Source organism: Vulgatibacter incomptus, assembly GCF_001263175.1.
Taxonomy (GTDB): Bacteria; Myxococcota; Myxococcia; order Myxococcales; family Vulgatibacteraceae; genus Vulgatibacter; species Vulgatibacter incomptus.
In genome coordinates this window covers 443,052-461,754 of the sequence record NZ_CP012332.1, presented here as the reverse complement: position 1 = coordinate 461,754, position 18,703 = coordinate 443,052, and the positions used below count along the sequence as shown (strand labels likewise).

The 18,703-nt window shown below is 70.7% G+C and carries 18 protein-coding genes; 6 read left to right on the top strand and 12 right to left on the bottom strand.

Going from position 1 to position 18,703, the window contains the following annotated elements:
- Positions 1-3: 3 nt before the first annotated feature.
- Positions 4-939: an AAA family ATPase gene (locus tag AKJ08_RS01815; protein WP_050727397.1), complete on the bottom strand. Its 936-nt coding sequence runs from the start codon at positions 937-939 to the stop codon at positions 4-6.
- A 273-nt stretch (positions 940-1,212) separates the two neighbouring features.
- Here AKJ08_RS01815 and AKJ08_RS01810 point away from each other — a divergent pair, with 273 nt between their 5' ends.
- Positions 1,213-1,482: a hypothetical protein gene (locus tag AKJ08_RS01810; RefSeq protein WP_157370407.1), complete on the top strand. Its 270-nt coding sequence runs from the start codon at positions 1,213-1,215 to the stop codon at positions 1,480-1,482.
- Positions 1,483-1,486: 4 nt separating this feature from the next.
- Entirely contained in the window at positions 1,487-2,272 is a 786-nt protein-coding gene (locus AKJ08_RS01805; RefSeq protein ID WP_050724491.1) for an SDR family NAD(P)-dependent oxidoreductase, read from the top strand.
- A gap of 10 nt (positions 2,273-2,282) precedes the next feature.
- Here AKJ08_RS01805 and AKJ08_RS01800 read toward each other — a convergent pair whose 3' ends face one another.
- The 3 genes from AKJ08_RS01800 to AKJ08_RS19000 form a co-directional block, all read right to left on the bottom strand.
- Positions 2,283-2,717, bottom strand: a complete 435-nt coding sequence (locus AKJ08_RS01800) for a hypothetical protein (RefSeq protein ID WP_050724490.1) — start codon at positions 2,715-2,717, stop codon at positions 2,283-2,285.
- A 200-nt stretch (positions 2,718-2,917) separates the two neighbouring features.
- On the bottom strand, positions 2,918-3,676 hold the full coding sequence (locus AKJ08_RS01795; RefSeq protein WP_050724489.1) for a ZIP family metal transporter: 759 nt from the start codon (positions 3,674-3,676) through the stop codon (positions 2,918-2,920).
- 8 nt (positions 3,677-3,684) lie between these two features.
- Complete coding sequence (locus AKJ08_RS19000; RefSeq protein WP_169788730.1) at positions 3,685-4,275, bottom strand: helix-turn-helix domain-containing protein; 591 nt, start codon at positions 4,273-4,275, stop codon at positions 3,685-3,687.
- 258 nt (positions 4,276-4,533) lie between these two features.
- Here AKJ08_RS19000 and AKJ08_RS01785 point away from each other — a divergent pair, with 258 nt between their 5' ends.
- The gene (locus tag AKJ08_RS01785) at positions 4,534-6,027 is read left to right on the top strand and encodes a multiheme c-type cytochrome (RefSeq protein WP_050724488.1); all 1,494 of its coding nucleotides are present in this window, start codon (positions 4,534-4,536) and stop codon (positions 6,025-6,027) included.
- 45 nt (positions 6,028-6,072) lie between these two features.
- On the top strand, positions 6,073-7,464 hold the full coding sequence (locus AKJ08_RS01780) for a lytic transglycosylase domain-containing protein (RefSeq protein ID WP_050724487.1): 1,392 nt from the start codon (positions 6,073-6,075) through the stop codon (positions 7,462-7,464).
- 5 nt (positions 7,465-7,469) lie between these two features.
- On the opposite strand, the gene AKJ08_RS01775 is transcribed toward AKJ08_RS01780, so the two are convergent.
- The 7 genes from AKJ08_RS01775 to AKJ08_RS01745 form a co-directional block, all read right to left on the bottom strand.
- Positions 7,470-8,117, bottom strand: a complete 648-nt coding sequence (locus AKJ08_RS01775) for a bis(5'-nucleosyl)-tetraphosphatase (RefSeq protein WP_169788729.1) — start codon at positions 8,115-8,117, stop codon at positions 7,470-7,472.
- Positions 8,118-8,421: 304 nt separating this feature from the next.
- Positions 8,422-9,705: an ABC transporter permease gene (locus tag AKJ08_RS01770; protein ID WP_050724485.1), complete on the bottom strand. Its 1,284-nt coding sequence runs from the start codon at positions 9,703-9,705 to the stop codon at positions 8,422-8,424.
- Entirely contained in the window at positions 9,702-10,394 is a 693-nt protein-coding gene (locus AKJ08_RS01765; RefSeq protein ID WP_050724484.1) for an ABC transporter ATP-binding protein, read from the bottom strand. Before AKJ08_RS01765 ends, AKJ08_RS01770 begins: the two co-directional genes overlap by 4 nt.
- A gap of 7 nt (positions 10,395-10,401) precedes the next feature.
- Positions 10,402-12,216 (bottom strand): hypothetical protein, encoded by a 1,815-nt coding sequence (locus tag AKJ08_RS01760; protein WP_050724483.1) that lies wholly within the window; start codon positions 12,214-12,216, stop codon positions 10,402-10,404.
- Positions 12,217-12,382: 166 nt separating this feature from the next.
- Complete coding sequence (locus AKJ08_RS01755) at positions 12,383-13,012, bottom strand: acyltransferase (protein ID WP_050724482.1); 630 nt, start codon at positions 13,010-13,012, stop codon at positions 12,383-12,385.
- A complete protein-coding gene (locus tag AKJ08_RS01750; RefSeq protein ID WP_050724481.1) occupies positions 13,009-14,184 on the bottom strand; it encodes a metallophosphoesterase in 1,176 nt (391 codons plus the stop codon). Before AKJ08_RS01750 ends, AKJ08_RS01755 begins: the two co-directional genes overlap by 4 nt.
- Before the next feature lie 182 nt (positions 14,185-14,366).
- Positions 14,367-15,737 (bottom strand): succinylglutamate desuccinylase/aspartoacylase family protein, encoded by a 1,371-nt coding sequence (locus AKJ08_RS01745; RefSeq protein ID WP_050724480.1) that lies wholly within the window; start codon positions 15,735-15,737, stop codon positions 14,367-14,369.
- Between the two features lie 112 nt (positions 15,738-15,849).
- Between AKJ08_RS01745 and trmB the strand changes: the two genes are divergently transcribed.
- Positions 15,850-16,521 (top strand): tRNA (guanosine(46)-N7)-methyltransferase TrmB, encoded by a 672-nt coding sequence (gene trmB / locus AKJ08_RS01740; RefSeq protein ID WP_082342548.1) that lies wholly within the window; start codon positions 15,850-15,852, stop codon positions 16,519-16,521.
- 57 nt (positions 16,522-16,578) lie between these two features.
- Here the strand turns inward: trmB and AKJ08_RS01735 are convergent, their stop codons facing one another.
- Positions 16,579-17,532, bottom strand: a complete 954-nt coding sequence (locus AKJ08_RS01735) for a GatB/YqeY domain-containing protein (protein ID WP_050724479.1) — start codon at positions 17,530-17,532, stop codon at positions 16,579-16,581.
- A 155-nt stretch (positions 17,533-17,687) separates the two neighbouring features.
- On the opposite strand from AKJ08_RS01735, the gene AKJ08_RS01730 reads away from it, so the two are divergent.
- Complete coding sequence (locus tag AKJ08_RS01730) at positions 17,688-18,536, top strand: universal stress protein (protein ID WP_050724478.1); 849 nt, start codon at positions 17,688-17,690, stop codon at positions 18,534-18,536.
- Positions 18,537-18,703: the final 167 nt, after the last annotated feature.

Below are 18,703 nucleotides of genomic sequence, written 5' to 3'. Positions count from 1 at the left end.
GCGCTAGGGCACTTCGACGCGCTCGAAGATCCGCTGCACGATCCGCTCGGGCGTCACCGATTCGGCCTCCGCCTCGTAGGTGGCGATCACCCGGTGGCGGAGGACGTCCAGGCCGACCGCCTTGACGTCCTCGGGGGTAACGAAGCCGCGCCGGCGCAGGAACGCGTGGGCCTTCGCCGCACGGAGGAGGAAGATGCTCGCGCGGGGGCTCGCGCCGTACTCGATGTAGTCGGCGAGGTCGCGCAGGCCGGCGTTCTCCGGTTCACGCGTCGCGAACACAAGGTTCACCACGTAGTCCTTCACCCGCGGGTCCACGTAGATGCCGTCGACCACCTTCTGCACCTGCTCGATCCGGTCGGGACGGATCACGGGGCTGACCTCGGGCACCGGCCCGCCTGCCATGCGATCCATGATCGCGCGCTCCTCCTCCCGGGTCGGGTAGCCGACCTTCACCATCAGCATGAAGCGATCGACCTGTGCCTCGGGCAGCGGGTAGGTCCCCTCCTGCTCGACCGGGTTCTGGGTCGCCATCACGAAGAAGGGCCTGGGGAGCGGGAAGGAGGTGTCCCCGATGGTCACCTGCCGCTCCTGCATCGCCTCCAGGAGCGCGCTCTGCACCTTCGCCGGGGCGCGGTTGATCTCGTCCGCCAGGATCACGTTGGCGAAGACCGGCCCCTGGCGAACGGTGAACGACGACGTCGCCTGGTTGTAGATGGTGGTTCCGACCAGATCCGCGGGGAGGAGGTCCGGCGTGAACTGGATCCGGTGGAAGCTGGCGTCCAGGGTCCGGGCCAGGGTCTTCACCGTGAGGGTCTTCGCGAGGCCCGGCACGCCCTCGAGGAGGACGTGGCCTCCGGTCACCAGCCCGATCAGCAGGCGCTCGAGCATGTAGCGCTGGCCGACGATGACCCGCCCAGCCTGGGCGAGGACCTCGTCCATGAAGGCGCTCTCCGCCTGGACGAGCTCGTTGATGGCTCGGATGTCCGTCTCGGCGTGCACGTTCCGACCTCCTTTGGGGGGCGGATCCTACTCCAACCCTCCACCGTGCCCGGCGGCAAATGCGCCTCCGGGTGCCCCCGGGCGCCAATCTCGGTCGCCCGGATGCTTTCGGGGCGATGGAACGTTCGCGCGCGCGAGATATGCCCGACCCCCCTGTGGGTGAGGGCATTCCCTGCACACACCGTCCACCTTCGAACGCAGGAGGTGGCGTCGATGAGGAGGGTCGGGATCCTGCTGGCGTGCCTTGCCGTGTGGGGGCTCGCCTTGCCTGCCAAGGCGGACGAAAAAGTGATCCACGAGGCGGATCGGGTCGTGGTGAAGCGGTCCACCGCGGTCAACTTCAACGACGCGCAGGTCGAGGGCGACCTGGTAAAGCCAGAGAACGACTTCGTTCCGGGCCGCGATGGTGCGAAGTTCGACAACCTCATCAAGCTGCGGAAGGACTTCAGCCGCGAGCTGGACAAGAGCGCCGACGGCCTGTGAACAAATGAAGACATGGAGCTACAAGGATCGCTGGGCGGTGATCACCGGCGCGTCCTCCGGGATCGGCGAGGCGTTCGCGAGGGCCCTCGCCACCCGGGGCATGCACCTGGTCCTGGCCGCCCGACGTGAGGAGCGCCTACTGGCGCTGGCGGACGCCCTCGCGAAGGCCCACGGGGTCGAGACCCGGGTGGTCCCGGTCGATCTGCGCCAACCGTTCGGGCCGGCGACGCTCTGGCGCGAGGCGGGCCGCGATCGGGAGATCCACCTCCTCGTGAACAACGCGGGCTTCGGGCTCCAGGGCCGTTTCGAGGATCTGCCCACGGAGCGCCAGCTCGACCTCGTCCGGCTCAACGTGAACGCCGTCGTGGAGCTCACCGCCCTCTTCCTGCCCGCGATGCAGGATCGCGGCGAAGGGGGCGTCATCAACGTCTCGTCGGCGGTGGCCTTCCAGCCGGTTCCGCTCATGGCGGCCTACGCGGCGAGCAAGGCGTTCGTGCTCTCCTTCTCGGAGGCGCTCTGGTCGGAGAACCTCGACCTGGGCGTGCGCGTGCAGGCGCTCTGCCCCGGCGGCTCCCCCACCGAGTTCCAGGCGGTGGCGGGCACCCGCCTGCCGGGGCTCGGCGTGCTCCCGGCTGCCGCCATCGTCGAGCAGTCCCTCCACGGCCTCGAGGGGGGCAGGAGCGTCGTCGTCCCGGGGCTCGCGAACAAGGGCGCGCCCTTCGCCGCGAGGATCCTGCCGCGCGAGCTCATGGCCCGCGCGGCCCAGCTCTTCGTCGAGAAGCTGAAGTAGCTCCCCGAAGCTACCGGACCTTCAGGTACCAGGCGGTCGTCTTCTTCCCCGGCTTTCCGAAGTCGATGCGGAGGCGGTTCGGATCCGCGTCGAACGTGGGGAAGGCCTTGGAGGTCATCCTGTTTCGGTTCTCGCCCCAAACCAGGTTGATGACCGTCTTGCCCTCCTCCTTCGTCACGTCGAACGACGTCCCGATCCCATCGGGATGCCAGGTCAGCGCGCCGCCTGCAGACTGTTCCTTGAGGAAGGCCCACATGAAGCCCTCCGTGAACTGGATCCCAGCCCCTTCCGACACCATCTTGGCTCCGGAACAGAGCTTCCAGCGGCCGTCCTGCAGCCGGCTCTTCGCCTCCGTCACCGTCGGCTGGAAGTCGACGGACTCGAGCGCACACTCGGGATCCGGAACGGGTTCGCCGTCATCGTCCGAGCCGCATGCGGCGAGCAATCCGAGCAAGCCTAGAAGGAGGAGTGGAAATCGCCTCGACATGGTGCATCCCTCGTTCAGGAGTTGCACCGAACGATACCACCCGCGGAGCGTATGAAGGAACCGGCCCCGCCAGGAGCGGGCCCGTTTCCTTCAGCCGCGCTTCGCGCGGACGACGCTCCACTTCTTGTTTGCTCCGCCTTCGGCTCCGCCGACGCGGATCAGTGCTGGTGTGCCGGCCCGAAGTGGCCCACCGCCCACATCAGCACGATCCCGACGATCAGCGCGATGGAGAGGGCGAGGCGATCCTGACGCCGGCGGTGCAGGTCGGGGATGAGATCCGCCACGGCGAGGTGGAGGAACGTGCCCGCCGAGAAGCCCAGGGCCCTCGCGCCGAAGACCTCGTGGGGGACCACGCCGGCGAGGGCCAGGTAAAGCAGCGCCCCCAGCGGGAGCATCGCCGCGAAGACGGTGGTGTAGGCGACCGTGCGGCCTGCCGTCTTCCGCTCGCTCATCAGGATCGCGGCGAGCGAGAAGCTGGACGGCAGCTTGTGGAAGAGGATCGCGAGGAAGACGCTCGCGCCGATCCCCGCCTCGATCGCAGTGCCGAGGGCGAAGCCGTCGGTGAGGGTGTGGAGGGACATCCCCACGAAGGCCGCGGTCCCCACCGTCTTTCCGTGTGAATGCTCGTGCTGCGGAGAGTGAACTTCGCACTCGTCGTCCTCCTTGCACCAGTGCACGAGGACGTAGCGCTCGAGGAGGAAGAGGAAGACGAAGCCGCCGAGCGACCAGTAGAGCGACTCGAGCCCCCCCGACTCGACCGCCTCCGGGAGCATGTGGAAGAAGGCCGCGCCGAGCATCACGCCGGCGGAGAAGGAGAGGAAGAGGTGCATCCGCGACTGGAGGCGCGGGAAGGCGACCGGGACGGCTGCGGTCAACATCGCGCCGACGGCGATCGCGAGGAGATAGGCGGTGAGCATCGTGACTTCTATTCCGGCTTTCGCCGCTTGCCCCCGGGGGACGGCTTCGCCGAACCACGAGCGGCCCCGGAGCGGACGGCTCGGCTCGGCTTCTCGGCGGCGCCCCCCTGGGCGCGCGGCCCCTGGGAGCGCGCCCCCTGGGACCGAAAGGTGTGCGCCTGCGCGGCCTTGGCAGTGCGAAGCCCCAGATCAGCGAGGCGCCGCGAGAGGGTGTTGCGATGGATCCCGAGCATCTCGGCGGCCGCCGAGATCCCGTCCGATCGCTCGAGGGCGATCCGGAGCAGCGCGCGCTCGGTCTGCTCCATCACGGTGGAGAATAGAGCGGGCAGCGTCCCGCCCTGCAACCGATCGAGGAGCGCGACCAGCCGGAGGTAGCAGAGCTCCTCGAGGGAGGCGCCTTCGCCGGGCGGCGGAGCGGCTTCGCATGGAAGCGCCGGGGCCTCGCCGCCCAGCAGGCGTGGGTCGATCACGGCGACGTCGGGCAGCGCGGACCGCGCCTTCGCCTCGTCGGCGGGGACGCGCTCCACGTACAAGCCCGCCTGCGCGAGGGCCCTCGCCAGCGCGTCATCGGCCCGATCTGTGCGCAGGAGCGCCCGCACCCTTGGATCCTCTCGCCACGCCGGGGGCCCGCGCGGCTCGGAAGCGGCGCATCCTGCCCGCACGGCCGGACATGCGCAACACCTGCTCGATCGTTCCCGCGGTTCTCGGGAACGCGGCCCCTGGCGAGACGCTCCAGCCCCCGGCTTTCGGGGCATCCGGAGGACGTCCCGGCTTGCCACCGGCCACCTTCCCCGGATAGAGCGGGAATGCCCCCACGACGTTCGCCGTTCGCCCAACCGCCTGCCAGGCATTCGAGCATGCGCCTTCTAACTCTTCTAACCGCCTGCGCCGCCATCCTCGCGTGCGCCTCCAAGGCCCAGGTTCCAGCCGCCGAGGCCCGTGCCGAGCGGAAGGCCACCCTCCTCTTCACCACCGACATCCGGGGCGAGGTCGAGCCCTGCGGCTGCTCGGTCGACATGCGCGGCGGCCTCGACCGCATGGCCTCCTACGTGAGGCAGGTTCCCGGCGCGGCCCTCGTCGACGCCGGCGACGCGCTCTTCAGCGAGCTGCAGCCTGCCGCCGACTTCGAGGCCCAGGCCCGGCGCCGGGCGAAGGCGGTGGCCGACTCCCTCCTCTCGATGGGCCTGGTGGCCAAGGCGACCTTCGATCTCGACCGCGTCTTCCCCGAGCTGTCCGGCGAGCTCTTCCCCAAGGAGGTGCTCCTCCCGAAGCCGGCCCGAAGGACGATCGGCGGGATCGAGGTGGGCCTCGTCCCATTCGACGCGCTCGAAGGCGACGACCCCGCCCCTGCGATCCGCCGCGAGGTCGAGGCGTCGCGAAAGGCCGGCGCCGAGGTGGTGGTGCTCCTCCTCCACGCCACGCGGGAGCGGGCGGCGAGGCTCGGTCCCGACTCGGGCGCCGATCTCGTGGTGGCGAGCCACATCGGTAGCATTGCCGAGGGTGACACCTCCCGCGCCGTCCCGGCGACGACGCCGGTCTTCTTCGTCCAGGCCCGGGCCCAGAGCCTGCTCCAGGTGGAGGTGGTCCTCCGCGGCACCGGCCCGCTCCAGCTCGCAGGCGGCGAGGAGGTCCGCGACGCGGAGATCGAGTCGATCGGCGAGCGGATCCGCTCCTACGAGCAGCGGATCGCGCTCATGGGCGAGTCGGCGGAGGCCGCGCCGTTCCGCGCCAAGGTCGACGAGCTCCGGGCCCGGCGGCGTGAGCTGGCCGACGCCGGCGCGACGCCGCCCGCCTCCGGCAACTACCTCGCCTACCGCTTCGTCCCGATCACCCAGGATCGCCCCTCCGATCCCGCGGTGAAGGCGATCCTCACCCGCTACGATCACGACGTCGCGGTCGCCAACCTCGCCCTGGCCCAGGCGCAGAACAAGACCTGCGAGGCGCCCGCCCCCGGCGCCGCGGGCTACGTGGGCCAGGCCACCTGCGCCGCCTGCCACGGCGCGGCGAAGGCCTTCTGGGACCAGACCCGCCACGCCCACGCCTACGAGACCCTCGAGAAGGCGAACAAGCAGTACGACCTGACCTGCATCGGCTGCCACGTCACCGGCTGGGAGAGGCCGGGCGGTCCCTGCAGGGTGGACAAGGTCGAGGGGCGCAAGGACGTCACCTGCGAGTCCTGCCACGGGCCGGGCTCGCTCCACGCGGCGCGGCCCACCGAGGTGAAGCTCGTGCGCAAGACCCCCGAGGCCACGTGCCTGGAGTGCCACAAGCCCGAGCACTCCACCCAGTTCGACTACGCCGCCTACCTCTCGCGGATCCTCGGCCCCGGCCACGGCAAGCCGTTGAAGTAGCCGGCCCCATTCCCCTGCGCGCCCTCCCCGGGCGAGATTGACCCGATGCTCCGACGAGTCCGCCTCCGTATCGCCCGCCGAGCAGCCGAGCCCTCTCCCTTCGCCCGGACTCCGCGAGACCGCACGCTGCGCGCCCTCGCCACGGTCCTCGCTACGACCCTCGCCGCGCCCGCGCTGGCGGCAGCGCCGGCGGAGGACCCGGCCGACGAGCTCGCGCAGATGGAGGCGGCGGAGGGCCACGCGCTGAACCACGGCGCCGCCGACCTCGCGAGGCTGGTGCGGCAGCTCGGCGCCGGAAACCCGTGGCGCAGCCGGCTCCGCGGTCCCCTCGGTTCGACCCTGCAGGGCTTCCCCGACATCGTGGAGGTGGAGGGATTCGACGAGGCTGGCCTCGGCGAGCTCCCCTTCCCCCTCGCGTCGGTGGCGGGCCGCTACGACATCCCCATGTCGTTCAACGCCGCCGTCGCCGACTACATCGCCTTCTTCCAGGGCCCCGGGCGAAAGTGGTTCGCCAAGTGGCTGGAGCGCTCCAACCGCTGGGTCCCGCTCTTCCGCTCGATCCTCCGCTCCCACCAGGTGCCCGAGGATCTCGTCTACCTCTCGATGATCGAGAGCGGCTTCTCGATGCACGCGAAGTCCTGGGCGTCGGCGGTCGGACCCTGGCAGTTCATCGAGCCCACGGGGAAGCGCTTCGGGCTCCGCACCGACTTCTGGGTGGACGAGCGCCGCGATCCCATCAAATCCACCCACGCGGCGGCCCAGTTCCTAAAGCGCCTCTACGCGGCCTGGGACGACTGGTACCTCGCGTGGGCGGGCTACAACGCCGGGCCCGGCAAGGTCTCCAGGGCCATCGAGAAGTACGGGACCTCCGACTTCTGGTCCCTCGCCGAGACCGACGACGCCTTCCGCAAGGAGACGCGGCACTACGTGCCCAAGCTCCTCGCCGCCGCGCTGATCGCCAAGCACCCGGCGTCCTTCGGCTTCACCGGGATCCAGCCCGAGGCGCCCCTCGAATGGGAGACGGTGGAGATCCCGGCGGCCACGGACCTGGACGTGATCGCCCGCTGCGCCGGGACGCCGGTGGACGAGATCCTCCTGCTCAACCCCGAGCTGCGCCAGTGGGCCACCCCGCCCGTCTTCAAGGGAGAGAGCCCGTACGTCCTGCGGATCCCGAAGGGGCGGAGCGAGGTCTTCGCAGAGGCCTTCGCCAAGGTGAAGCCCTCCGAGCGCTTCACCTTCCGCAGCTACAAGGTGCAGAAGGGCGACACGCTCGGTCACATCGCGCGGATGTTCTCCACCTCGGTCGACGCGATGCTGAAGGCCAACCGTCACCTGGACGCCAAGCGGCTCCGCATCGGGCAGGAGCTCATGATCCCCGTTCCCCCCGGGGCCCGGGTGCAGACCGCTTCGACCGACCCGCGCTCCAGCCGGCGATAGCGGCCCTACGGCTTCGAGGCGGGATTCCGCCCGGCGGCGCCCTTGGCCTCCGCGCCCTGCCCGCCCGACTTCGCCCCCTGGGCAGCCGGCTGCTGCGAGCCGCGCCGACGCCTGCGCCTGCGCCTACCCTTCGCCTCGGGGGCGGAGGGCTTCGGCGGGGCCTCGGGAGGAGGCGACACCCGCTGGGCCGCGGCCGGCGGGCGGGGCCGCTGGGGCCTCGCCGGGAGCGGCCTGCCCCGGATGAACGCGTGGCAGCGCTCCAGCAGGATGCGAGCGTTCGCGTGCCGGAGCAGCTTGAAGGCCTCGTCGTAGTCCGCCCAGCGGTAGTCCTTGGCCTCGACCTCGCGCAGGACCACGGCCGGATTGCCGACCTTGCCGATGAAGTACACGACCTGCTTGGAGACCAGGCCTTCCGGGCGCCGATAGATGTAGCGGATCGGCTCGCGGAAGCCGGGAAGCAGCCGCACGTCCGAGACGCCGGTCTCCTCCAGCAGCTCTCGTAGCGCCGTCTGGACCTCCCGCTCCCCCTCCTCGACGCCGCCCTTCGGAAACTCCCAGTGCTCGCGCTTGGTCACCGCGGATGAGATCACGAGGTAGACGATCTTCCCGTCCACCTCGCGAAACGGCACCACTCCGCAGGATTTCTCACGCAACACGACGTCCGCCAATCGGGGGACCGGAAGAGGCATCGCCCCTGGGGGCGGCAGGCGGTCCACTTGCCTCCATGCTAACCCGCTTCTCCGGCATCTGCTCCGAAGAACTTGGGCAGGACCCCGATGGCCCTGGGCAAAACTCCGAGGTCGCGCCCATGAACATGGGAATCGTCCGGAGCGTGTGAAGAAGTCGGCCCCGCAGAAGCGGGCCCGACTTCTTCAGCCGCGCTCCGCGCGGAAACGCTCTTCTTTTCGTCTGCTTCGCCTCCGGCTTCGAGAGAGCTTGTGAATTCTTCACAAGCTCTCAGCCTCCGATGGCCCGGGCGGGATCGAGCTTCGACGCCCGGTGGGCCGGGACGAACGCCCCGAGTAGGGCCGCGGCCACGCCGGCGGCGACTGCGCCGGCGAGGAGCCAGCCGGGGAACGCGAAGAACGAATCGGGCTTGAACGGGAAGTCCGGCAGCCACGAGCGGGCGGCCCGGTCGACGCCGATGGCGACGGCCCACGCGAGCCCGCCGCCCGCCACGCCTCCCGCGAGACCGATGAACGCCGCCTCGCCGAGGAAGAGGCGGCGGACGTCGCCGGCCGTGGCGCCGACCGCCCGCAGGACGCCGATCTCCCGCGTGCGGGTGCGGACGGCCGCCCCTGCCGAGAGGGAGATGTTCACCGCCGACAGGCCGCAGATGAGCAGCGAGAGCAGCGCGAGGGCGGCGGTGGTGATCGCCACCGCGGCGCCGACCCTCTCGGCGAGGACGCGCTCGGAGTCGTCGATCTCGAAGCCCAGATCCCGCACCGCCTGTGCGACCGCGGGCACTCGATCGGGCGTGCGCGCGACCAGCACCAGCGCCGAGTAGCCGCGGGCGTCCTCGCCGTAGCGGGCGTTCAGCCGCCTGGCGGTCTCGAGGGGGATGGTGATCCCCTGGAGCATCGCGCGCTCCGAGATCCCGGCGAGCCGCGCCTGGGCGCGCAGCGGCGTTCCGGCTGCCGCCTGGGCCGTCACGTAGGATCGGCCGAGCTCCACCGGGAACTCGAAGCCCCGCAGCATCGGCGGCGAGAGCGATGGGAGGCCGCGCATCCGCGCGAAGCTCTTGTTGTAGATCTCGAGCAGCCGGGTGGAGACCAGCGCCGGGATCGGCTCGTCTCCCTCCGGGTCATCGAATCGGACACCCGGTGTAAGATCGGCCTCGATCAGGCCGCCATCGACCCCTTCCGCCAGGATCTCCAGCCCCATCCGCAGGCGCTGGCCGAAGAAGCTCCCGTCGTAGCGGCTGATCGCCGGGATCCGGAGCGTCATCTTCCGGTAGCCCGCCTCGACGTCGGGGAGCGCCCGCAGCCTCTCCACCGCCGCGTCGTCCAGCTTGGCGCCGCCAAAGATCCCCACGGAGACCCGCGGCGGGATCACCTCCACGAAGCGCGCGTCCGCGGGGAAGAGCCGGGTCTTCACCACCTCGCCGACGCCCAGGCCGAGCGCCACGAAGAAGACCAGGGAGCCGATGCCCGCGGCGACGCCGAAGACGGAGAGCAGGTTGCTGCGGAGCTCCCGGCCCAGGTTCACCAGGACGAGCTGCAGCCAGCGTCCAGCGCTCATCGCGCGTGCTCCCGATCGTCCACTAGGAGGCCGTCCTTCAGCCGCAGGATCCGGCGGGCCCTCGACGCGACCTGCTCGTCGTGGGTCACCACCACGACGGTGAGACGCTCCTTCACGTTCAGCTCGACCAGCAGGTCGATCACGTCCCGGGCGGTCTGCGCGTCGAGGGAGCCCGTCGGCTCGTCCGCGAGCACGAGGCGCGGTCGGCGAAAGAGCGCCCGCGCCAGGGCCACCCGCTGCCGCTCGCCGCCGGAGAGCCGGGCGGGCAGCCGCCCCTCCTTGCCGGCGAGGCCCACGCGCGCGAGGGCGTCTCGCGCCGACGATCGCGCCGCGGCGGCAGGCTGCCCGCCTCCGCCCTCGAAGTAGCCCGGCAGGAGCACGTTCTGCAGCACCGTCAGCGGGGGCACGAGGTTGAACGACTGGAAGACGAAGCCGACGCTCTCGTTACGGTAGCGGGAGAGCTCGCGATCGCCGAGCTTCGAGAGGTCGCGGCCCAGGACCTCGGCGCTGCCGCCGTAGTCCCGGTCGAGGCCGCCGATCACGTTGAGCAGCGTCGACTTCCCCGAGCCGGAGGCGCCCATCACCGCCACGAGCTCGCCCTCCTCCACACCGAGTGAGACGCCTCGCAACACGTCGAAGCGGTTCCCGCCGTCGCGGTAGCTCTTGGTCAGGCTCTCGAGGCGAATCACGGGAAGCTCACTTGAGGCCCACGTCCATGTCGACGATCACGCCGTCCTCGTCGATGGACAGCGCCGCGGTCACGCCCTTCACCTCGTCGAGCAGATCGACCCAGGTCTGGAAGAGCTCCTTCATCCGGAAGCCGCCGACGCCGAAGGCCGACTGCGGGATGGCCCGGAGCGAGGCCGCGAGGCGTGCTACGTCGAGGTGGGCCGCCGAGCCCGCGGAGTCGAAGAGCTGCCGGGCGCCGGGCTCGGCGATCGCGAAGCCGTCGGCCTTTCCGTCCGCCCGAGCCGCCACGTTCTCGGCCTTCGCCGCTCCCGCCGCCTTCTCTGCGCCGGACGAAGAAGCCCGCAGAGCGTTTGAAGAAATCGGCCCCGCAGAAGCGGGCCCGACTTCTTCAGCCGCGCGCCGCGCGGAACCGCTCTTCTTTTTGTCTGCTCCGCCGTCGGCTCCGCGAGAGCCCGTGATTTCATCACGAGCTCTCACCCGCGCGAGTCCCTTCTGGAACATCTCCTCGCCGCCTCCCGTCGCGAGGAGCGTGTCGCCCACGAGCCCCCACGTCATGCCTTCGCCGGCGGCGTAGGTGGCGCGGTAGATCTTCACGCCGTCCTTCTCCTCCGAGGCGATCTGCATGCGGAAGCGCTCGGCGCCCGTCGCGAGCTTCCCGAGGACCTCCGCCGCCTTCGCCGGATCCTTCACGCGGGCGACCATCATCGCCCTCACGAAGCGGAAGGGGTTGGTGGAGGAGATCGAGGGATCGGTGGGGATCCCGCCGGAGAGGTCGATCGCGGGGTTCAGCTCCAGGCCAAGCGCGATCCCCGGCTGGAGCTGGCTCAGGATCTCCGTGGTCGGATCGATCCCCGCCGCGACCAGCGCCCTCGAGAGGCCGCGCGGCAGCAGCGAGTCGAGCACCGGCGAGAGGGCGACGGGATCCCCGCCGAGCCGCACCACCAGCAGATCGTCGGGCGGGAGGAGCGGAACGAGCCCGGCCCCCGCCTGCTTGCCGATCGGCAGGATCATCGCGAGCTGCAGCGCTCCCTGCGACGCGATCACCCTCGCGTTCAGGCCGCCGGTCCCGGCGCGGAGGCCGAAGGCGGCGCCCTTCTCGAGGCGGCGGTTCCGTCCCGCGCCCATTCCCTCGGGGAGCCAGCCGTAGACGTCGCGCTCGCCGAGGCGGCCGAGCAGCTTCCGGAACGCGGGGTTCGCGTCGAGGGAGAGGGACCTGGGCCGCGAGAGCGAGGCGCCCACCTTCTCCACCGCGCTCCCGCCGCTGCCGATCACGGCGAAGCCGTCCTTCACGCCGAGCGCGACCTGCACCTTGCCGGAGGCGTCGGTGAAGGTGGTCACCTCCACGTTGGCGGGCGCCTCCTGGGTCCCGGTCCAGGTTTCCTTGCCCCGGGTCTCGCCGCCGAGGCGCTTCGCGAGCGCAGCGACGTAGGGATCGAAGCGATCCCGATCCGTGACGCCGATCACGAGGACGTCATCGCCGAAGGCGATGCCCTTGCGCCCGTCGATCCCCGTCTTCTCGAAGCCGCCCGGCTCCCGCGGATCGAAGCCGAGCTGGCGGGTGATCGGGCGGAGGAGATCCCCCGCGTCTCGGGCGCCCAGGACCGTCGTCGCCGCGAGGCCGGCGAGGCGGGTCTGCTCCAGCGCCTTCACCGTCTCGCCCAGCTTCGCCGGGTCGGGGACGAGGATCGCCGATGACGGGCGCGCGGGGAGGAAGGCCGCGGCCGTCGCCTCCTGGGCCGCTTCCTTGCTCCTGCAGCCGCCGCAACCGGCGGTGGCGAGGGCCAGGATCACCCACGCGATCGAAAAGCTGCGAACGCTCACGTCGACTCCGTCTGCCCCCTCGAGCGGATCCGGGGCGCGAATCGAATACGGTACAACGCCCAGACGAGGCAGGAGGCGGAAGTATTCCGGAGGCTCGCCCGCCCGTCCCTTTCCGGCAGCGCCCGGCCCCGGCGCTGGCGCATCGACGCCGAAGAGTCGCCGCGGGCTAGCCGATCGTCGGCTTCTCGCGGCGGTCGCCCACCACGCGGGCAGGCACTCCGGCGACGATCGCCCAGGGCGGCACGTCCCTCGTTACCACCGCGCCCATCGCGACCACGGCGTGGTCGCCGATCGTCACGCCGTCCGTGACGCCTGCGTTCGCGCCGATCCACACGTCGGCGCCGATCCGGATCCCCTTGGAGCGGACCGGCTGCGAGCGGATGGCCCTGTCGGGGGCGATCCCGTGATCGAAGGCGTAGATCGCGGCGCCCGTGGCGATCCGGGTGCCCTCCCCCACGAAGATGCCCGCGGAGCCGCCGTCCAGGCTCACCCGGGCGTTGAGGCTCACCCCGGGGCCCAGCACCGCCGGACCGTGGACGAAGACGTCGGCCGCGATGCTGCAGCCGGGGCCGATCTCCAGGGTCCGCCCAGGCTCGGCGAAGAGCCGCGCCTCCGGGGCCACGAAGCAGCCCTCGGCGATGGTGATCGTCTCGAGCTCGCGGAAGGCCTGCTGGACCTCCCGCTGCCACTCCTCCGCCCAGGCCCGCTGGTGGGGCTTTAGCGAGAAATAGAGCCAGGGCATCCACGAGAGCCGGAGCTTGTGCTGCTCGCGGCGACGAAGCTCGAGCTCGGTCATGCCAGCACGATCTTCGTCACCTCGGCAGGCGCACCGAGGCGCATCGGCGGCCCCCAGCAGCCCGTGCCTCGGCTCACGTAGATCTGGGTGTCCTCGGTGTGGCGGTGCAGGCCCGCCACGTAGGGCTGCGCGAAGTGGACCACGGCGTTGAAGGGGAAGATCTGGCCGCCGTGGGTGTGGCCCGAGAGCTGGAGACCCACGCCGAGCGACGCCGCCTGGTCGATGGCCTTCGGCTGGTGGGCGAGGAGCACGAGCTCGCGCTCCGGATCCCGGCCCGCGAGCGCCTTCTCCATGTCGGCGCCCTGGCCCTCGCCGAACTGCGCGCCCCAGAGGTCGTCGATGCCGGCCAGGTCGAAGGAGGCCGCGCCGTCGCCGAGGGAGACCCGCTCGTTGCGGAGGACCCGGATCCCGAGCTTCTTCAGGTGGGCCACCCACGGCTCGACGCCGGAGTAGTACTCGTGGTTGCCGGTGATGAAGTAGACCCCATGGCGGGCCTGCAGCCGGGCGAGCGGCTCCACGTGGCGTGCGAGCTCCGCGACGCGCCCGTCCACGAGATCGCCCGTGATCACGATGGCGTCTGGGCGCTCGGCGTTGGCCTTCGCGACGATCTGCTCGACGAAGCGCCGCCCGATGGTCGGTCCGACGTGGACGTCCGAGAGCTGGACGATGGTGTAGCCGGAGAGCTGCCGGGGGAGCCGCCCCAGGCTCACCGGCACCTCGACCACGTCGACCTCGCCGAGGCCGCCGCGAAGGGCGAGCGCCCCGCTTCCCACCGCCAGGATCGAGGCCGTGGCGGCCACGCCGCGACCGAGGAGCTCCCGACGGACGGGGTCCACCGGCTCCTTCGAGAACAGCGCCCAGAGCGAGAAGGCGCCCAGGCCCAGCCAGCGCGCGACGTCGGCGGCGACGGTGGCGGCGATCAGCAGGAAGCCGAAGCCCATCCAGACGAAGGCGATGGCGGTGGTCGGGCCAGCGATGTCCCTCGGGAGCCATCTCGCGAGGATGATGGCCGCCGGGAGGTAGATCGCCAGGGCGATGAGCGCGATCGCGCCGACGAGGGGCCAGGGCTCCGGCCAGCCCGGGTCGCGCACGAGGCGCATCCACAGGTACCAGTGGCCCAGGGCGACGATGATCGACACGGCGAGGAGGAACACGATCTGGGATGCCTTCATGGTGATCGCGGAGGCTAACCTCGCTGAATCTCGCTCGCCAGCGATGGAGCGTCGACCTCGTCCGGCGCCCGGGACGTTCTCGACCCGACGCCAGGCCCAGAAGGACCGGGCCCGGCGATCGCTGCCTTGGCCGGCCCTCTGGCGGGGTCGCGGCGCCAGAGGTGGCGGCGCCATGCGCCCGGCTACTCGGGACGGTCCTGGTCGATCGTGTCGTCGGTGTCCACGGGCTTGTTGCCCGGGATGCCGATGTGGAACGCGGCGTAACCCGGGATCATCACGGGAGCCAGCACCATGCCGATGACCCGCCCTCGATAGGGCGAGACCACCACCGACTTTCCCTTCCGGATCGGGTCGGTGATGGTGCCGAGGATGTCGCCCTCGCGCACCTCGTCGCCCAGGCGGACCTCGTTCACGAGGATCCCGCCGCGCTCCGCCCGCACCCACCGGGTCTCGTAGAAGATCCGCTGCTCGCCCAGGTTCACCCGGCTCCCCTTGATCATGCCGAGGTTCACGAGGACGTTCCGCACGCCGAAGACGCCGCGCTTGATCTCCTGGGCCTGGAAGCGCATCGGCTCGCCGGCCTCGTAGATGATCGCGGGGATCCCCGCGTCCTGGGCGGCCCGGCGCAGCGTCCCCTTACCTCCCGAGTTGTGGACGATCACCGTGGCGCCGAAGGCCTTGGCGAGCGCGAGGTTCCCGGGATCCTTCAGGTCCGCGCGGATCTGGGGGAGGTTGCTCCGGTGGAACGACCCGGTGTGGAGGTCGATCAGCTTGTCGCAGTGCCGGATCACGTTCTGGAAGATCTCGAAGGCGATCCGCGACGCGGTGTTGCCTCGAGCCTTGCCCGGGAAGAAGCGGTTGAGATCCCGGCGATCCGGCAGGTACCTCGACGAGCCCTGGAAGCCGTGGAGGTTCGCGATCGGGACGGCGATGATCGTCCCCGCCAGGCCCCGCGCCCGCGTCTGGTCGACCATCTCGCGGACGATCTCCACGCCGTTGAGCTCGTCACCGTGGATCCCCGCGGTCAGGCAGAGGGTCGGCCCGCGCTTCTCGCCGCGGATCGCCACCACCGGGATCTCGACGCCTGAGCCCGAAAACGACTCGCTGATCCGCAGGGAGAGCTCGCGCACTTCACCAGGCGCGACCTCCTTGCCCAGGATCGCGAGCGAGCCCCAGGGCGGCGGGCCCTGGGGAACCGGAGGGACGACCTCCATCTGGCCTTCCAGCTGGACCGTCCCAGGGGCGCCAGGCGAGTCAGGCGCTCCTGCCTGCTCCGCGCCCTTCGCCTCAGGCCCGCCGGGCTTCGCCTGCGGGGCCTTGTCCTTGCCCTCCGGCGCTCCAGCCTTCGCCGCTGGCGCCTTGGTCGCGGGGCCCGCCGCGGTCTGACCCTCGGCGTCGAGGACGGCAGATGCGTCGGGAGGACCGTCGTCCTCGGATGCAGAAAAACCTGGGGGAAGCTCCGGTCCCGCGTCCGGAGAGCCGGCACGCACCTCCCCCGAGACGAGGAGGAGAGCGGCGACGGCGGCTACTGGGATCGATCGAAAGGACAGCACGGGCGGGAATCTACCAGACCCCGCGATCGCGCGCTTTTTTCCCGCGCCCCGCCGCCCGAGGCCGGCGAAGGACCCTCGCATCGTGCGCCATGTGCATGGTAGGAGCAGCCGCATGGAGACCAGGCGCGCACCCTCGGGCCCCATCGACTACGCGGGCCGGGTCGATTGGCGGCAGATCTTCGGCAGGCAGGCACCCCTCGAGGTGGAGATCGGCTCGGGGATGGGCGGCTTCGCCCTCGGACAGGCGGAAGCTCACCCCGAGATCGACCTCGTCGCCATCGAGGTTCGCAAGAAGCTCGCCCGCGAGACCGCCGAGAAGGCGCGGAGCCGGGGCCTGCGGAACCTCTACGTCCTGGACACCGACGCGAAGGTCATCCTCCCGCGGATGTTCGCGCCGAGGTCGATCGACGTGATCCACATCCAGTTCCCGGATCCGTGGTGGAAGGCCAAGCACCACGACAGGCGGCTCGTCGAGGATCGCTTCGGCATCCTCCTCTACAGCCTGCTCCGTCCGGGCGGGCTCCTCGAGGTCCGCACCGACGTGGAGGGCCGCGGCGTCGAGATGGACGAAGCGCTGGAGGCCGTCGGCTTCGTCAACCGCTTCGGCGCCGGCCAGCTCGCGCCCTACGACCCCACCGAGGTCCCGTCGAGCCGCGAGCGCGGCTACCTCGAGCGCAATGAGCCGATCTACCGCTACAAGTTCACGCGGACCGAGGGGCCGCCCCATCACGCCGCGGCGCCGCTCGCGCCGACCACGGTGGGCACCGCCCAGCGCCGAAGGTAGCGCTTTCGACGAGGCTCCGCCGCAAAGGCGGAGCCCGCGCCGTGACCGCGGTCCCGATCAGGTACGGAGCTTCGCCGCGAGCTCCGCCGCAACCGCGCGGGCACGCTCGAGCTGATCGGGCGGGAAGGAGATCGCCGCCACCACCGGATGGCCGCCTCCCCCGTACTTCTCGGCCATCTTGGCGAGGTCGTGGGTGCGGACGAAGGTCGCCCAGGGGTTCGTGCCGATCGACACCTTGGCGCGCTTCTTCGACGCCGTGACGTTGACGCCGTACCGGCACTCCGGATGCAGATAGTACGGGATGAACTTGTTGACGTTGTCGATCCCCTGATCCGCGATGTCGTAGAAGACGATGCCGCCCTCGACGGAGACGCGCTCGCGGATGAGCTCCACGTTGCGCCGGTGCCGCGCGAGGAGCTCGTCGATCTTCGCCCGGATCTCCGGCGTGACCGCGATCGACTCCAGCGTCTCGTGCTGCATGCGGCGGATCAGGCCGTGGAGCACGGCGGGGTCCTTCTCCGCCTCGATCAGCGTCATGAGCTGGAGCGCCGCCCCCTCGAGCTCGACCGCCGCCTTCGCGCTCGGGAACTTCGCGCTGTCGATCAGATCCGCCCAGTCGATGAGGTGCTGCATCGGCGTGGGATCGAAGCCGAACTTCGCCTTCGCGACGCGCGCGAGGAACTTGGTGCAGCTCTTTGCCTCCGGATCCCAGAACTTCTTGCCGGAGGCGTCGGCGCGGAAGTGCGCCTCGTCACCCTCCTCCTGGAAGGCCGAGACGTGGTGATCGAAGTACCAGTCGAGGCGCGGACTCTGGGTGTAGCGGAAGTCCACCACCGCGTTGACGTCGCCGTCGAAGAGGTCCGGGCCGAACGGGTCGCCCGCGCGGTGTGCGAGGCCCTGGTACTCCACCTCGGCGGACGGATCGACGCATTCCAGGAAGAATCGCGTGAACACGGCAGCCGAGGAGAGGCCGTCGAAGCAGTTGTCGTGGTAGCAAACCTTGAGCCGCATGCTCTTCGTCGCCTCGTCGCGCGTCCGGCGCGTTGCCGGTCGGGCTTTTCGGTGAGCCGGCCAAGCTAACCGCTGGCGAGTGGGGGTTCAAGCTTCATTGACCCGCCGCAGCGTCGACCCCGCTCGCGTGCCTACGTTTCTCGTGGAGGATCGCGATGTTCGAGCACGTGGTGGCCGCGGTCGACGGCTCCACCTCGTCCTTCCACGCCAGCCTGGTGGGCGCCCACATCGCCGCAGCGGCGAAGGGCACCATCGACCTGATCTGCGTGGTGGAGCCGGTCGCGCACCGTCTCTTCACCGGCGGCGACCGCGAGGCGGCTCGCCAGCAGTGCAAGCAGAACCTCGCCTCGGCCCAGGCCGCGATCGGCTCGGTCGCGCCGATCGCCCATCGCGTCGAGCTCGACGGCCCCGTCGCGGAGTCGATCGTCGGCTACGGCGAGGAGTCGAGCGCCGACATCCTCTGCCTCGGGAGCGCGCGGCGCGGCCTGAAGCTCGGCTCCGTCTCGATGAAGGTCGTCCGGCAGGCAGAGAGGTCGGTGGTCGTGGTGCCCTCCGGCGTGAGCAGCGGCCCCCGCCTCGCCCGCATCCTCGTCGGCTTCGACGGCTCGGACTGTTCGCGCGAAGCGGTGAAGGTGGCCGCGTACCTCGCCGCTCGGTCGGACGGCGCGCTGCGGATCGAATCGATCGTCCCTCCTCCCTGGCCGCTACCTCCCGAGGGGATCGAGCTCGACTCCGAGGACGTCGAAGAGGTCGTCGGCAAGGAGAACCTCGCCGACCTCTGCGCCGCCCGCGAGCTCGCCATGAAGGCCGGCGCCGAGGTTTCCTCCGCGACCTTCGATCTGGGACACGCCGCCCACCGGCTGAGCGAGCGCGCGGAGGAGTGGAACATCGACCTGCTGGTCGTGGGCTCCCGGGGGCACTCGCCGGCGCGCCGCTTCTTCCTCGGGAGCGTGTCCAGCCACCTCGCGTCCCGAGCGCCCTGCCCGGTGCTGATCGTACGCTGAGCCGGAGGCGAGCAAACGAAAAGGAGCGCTCTCGCGCGAAGCGCGAGCTGAAGAAGTCGGGCCCGCTGATGCGGGGCCGATTTCTTCACACGCGTCGTCTCCCCATTGGAGCGCCCCCGGCCGCTTCGCCTCGGCGAAAGCTCCTTACCTTGGACGGGCAGGAGGCG

Coding starts and splice junctions, on each gene's coding strand:
- AKJ08_RS01815 (WP_050727397.1), bottom strand. CDS start 939: ATGGACGAGGTCCTCGCCCAGGCTGGGCGGGTCATCGTCGGCCAGCGC.
- AKJ08_RS01810 (WP_157370407.1), top strand. CDS start 1,213: ATGAGGAGGGTCGGGATCCTGCTGGCGTGCCTTGCCGTGTGGGGGCTC.
- AKJ08_RS01805 (WP_050724491.1), top strand. CDS start 1,487: ATGAAGACATGGAGCTACAAGGATCGCTGGGCGGTGATCACCGGCGCG.
- AKJ08_RS01795 (WP_050724489.1), bottom strand. CDS start 3,676: ATGCTCACCGCCTATCTCCTCGCGATCGCCGTCGGCGCGATGTTGACC.
- AKJ08_RS01785 (WP_050724488.1), top strand. CDS start 4,534: ATGCGCCTTCTAACTCTTCTAACCGCCTGCGCCGCCATCCTCGCGTGC.
- AKJ08_RS01780 (WP_050724487.1), top strand. CDS start 6,073: ATGCTCCGACGAGTCCGCCTCCGTATCGCCCGCCGAGCAGCCGAGCCC.
- AKJ08_RS01770 (WP_050724485.1), bottom strand. CDS start 9,705: ATGAGCGCTGGACGCTGGCTGCAGCTCGTCCTGGTGAACCTGGGCCGG.
- AKJ08_RS01755 (WP_050724482.1), bottom strand. CDS start 13,012: ATGACCGAGCTCGAGCTTCGTCGCCGCGAGCAGCACAAGCTCCGGCTC.
- AKJ08_RS01750 (WP_050724481.1), bottom strand. CDS start 14,184: ATGAAGGCATCCCAGATCGTGTTCCTCCTCGCCGTGTCGATCATCGTC.
- trmB (WP_082342548.1), top strand. CDS start 15,850: ATGGAGACCAGGCGCGCACCCTCGGGCCCCATCGACTACGCGGGCCGG.
- AKJ08_RS01735 (WP_050724479.1), bottom strand. CDS start 17,532: ATGCGGCTCAAGGTTTGCTACCACGACAACTGCTTCGACGGCCTCTCC.
- AKJ08_RS01730 (WP_050724478.1), top strand. CDS start 17,688: ATGTTCGAGCACGTGGTGGCCGCGGTCGACGGCTCCACCTCGTCCTTC.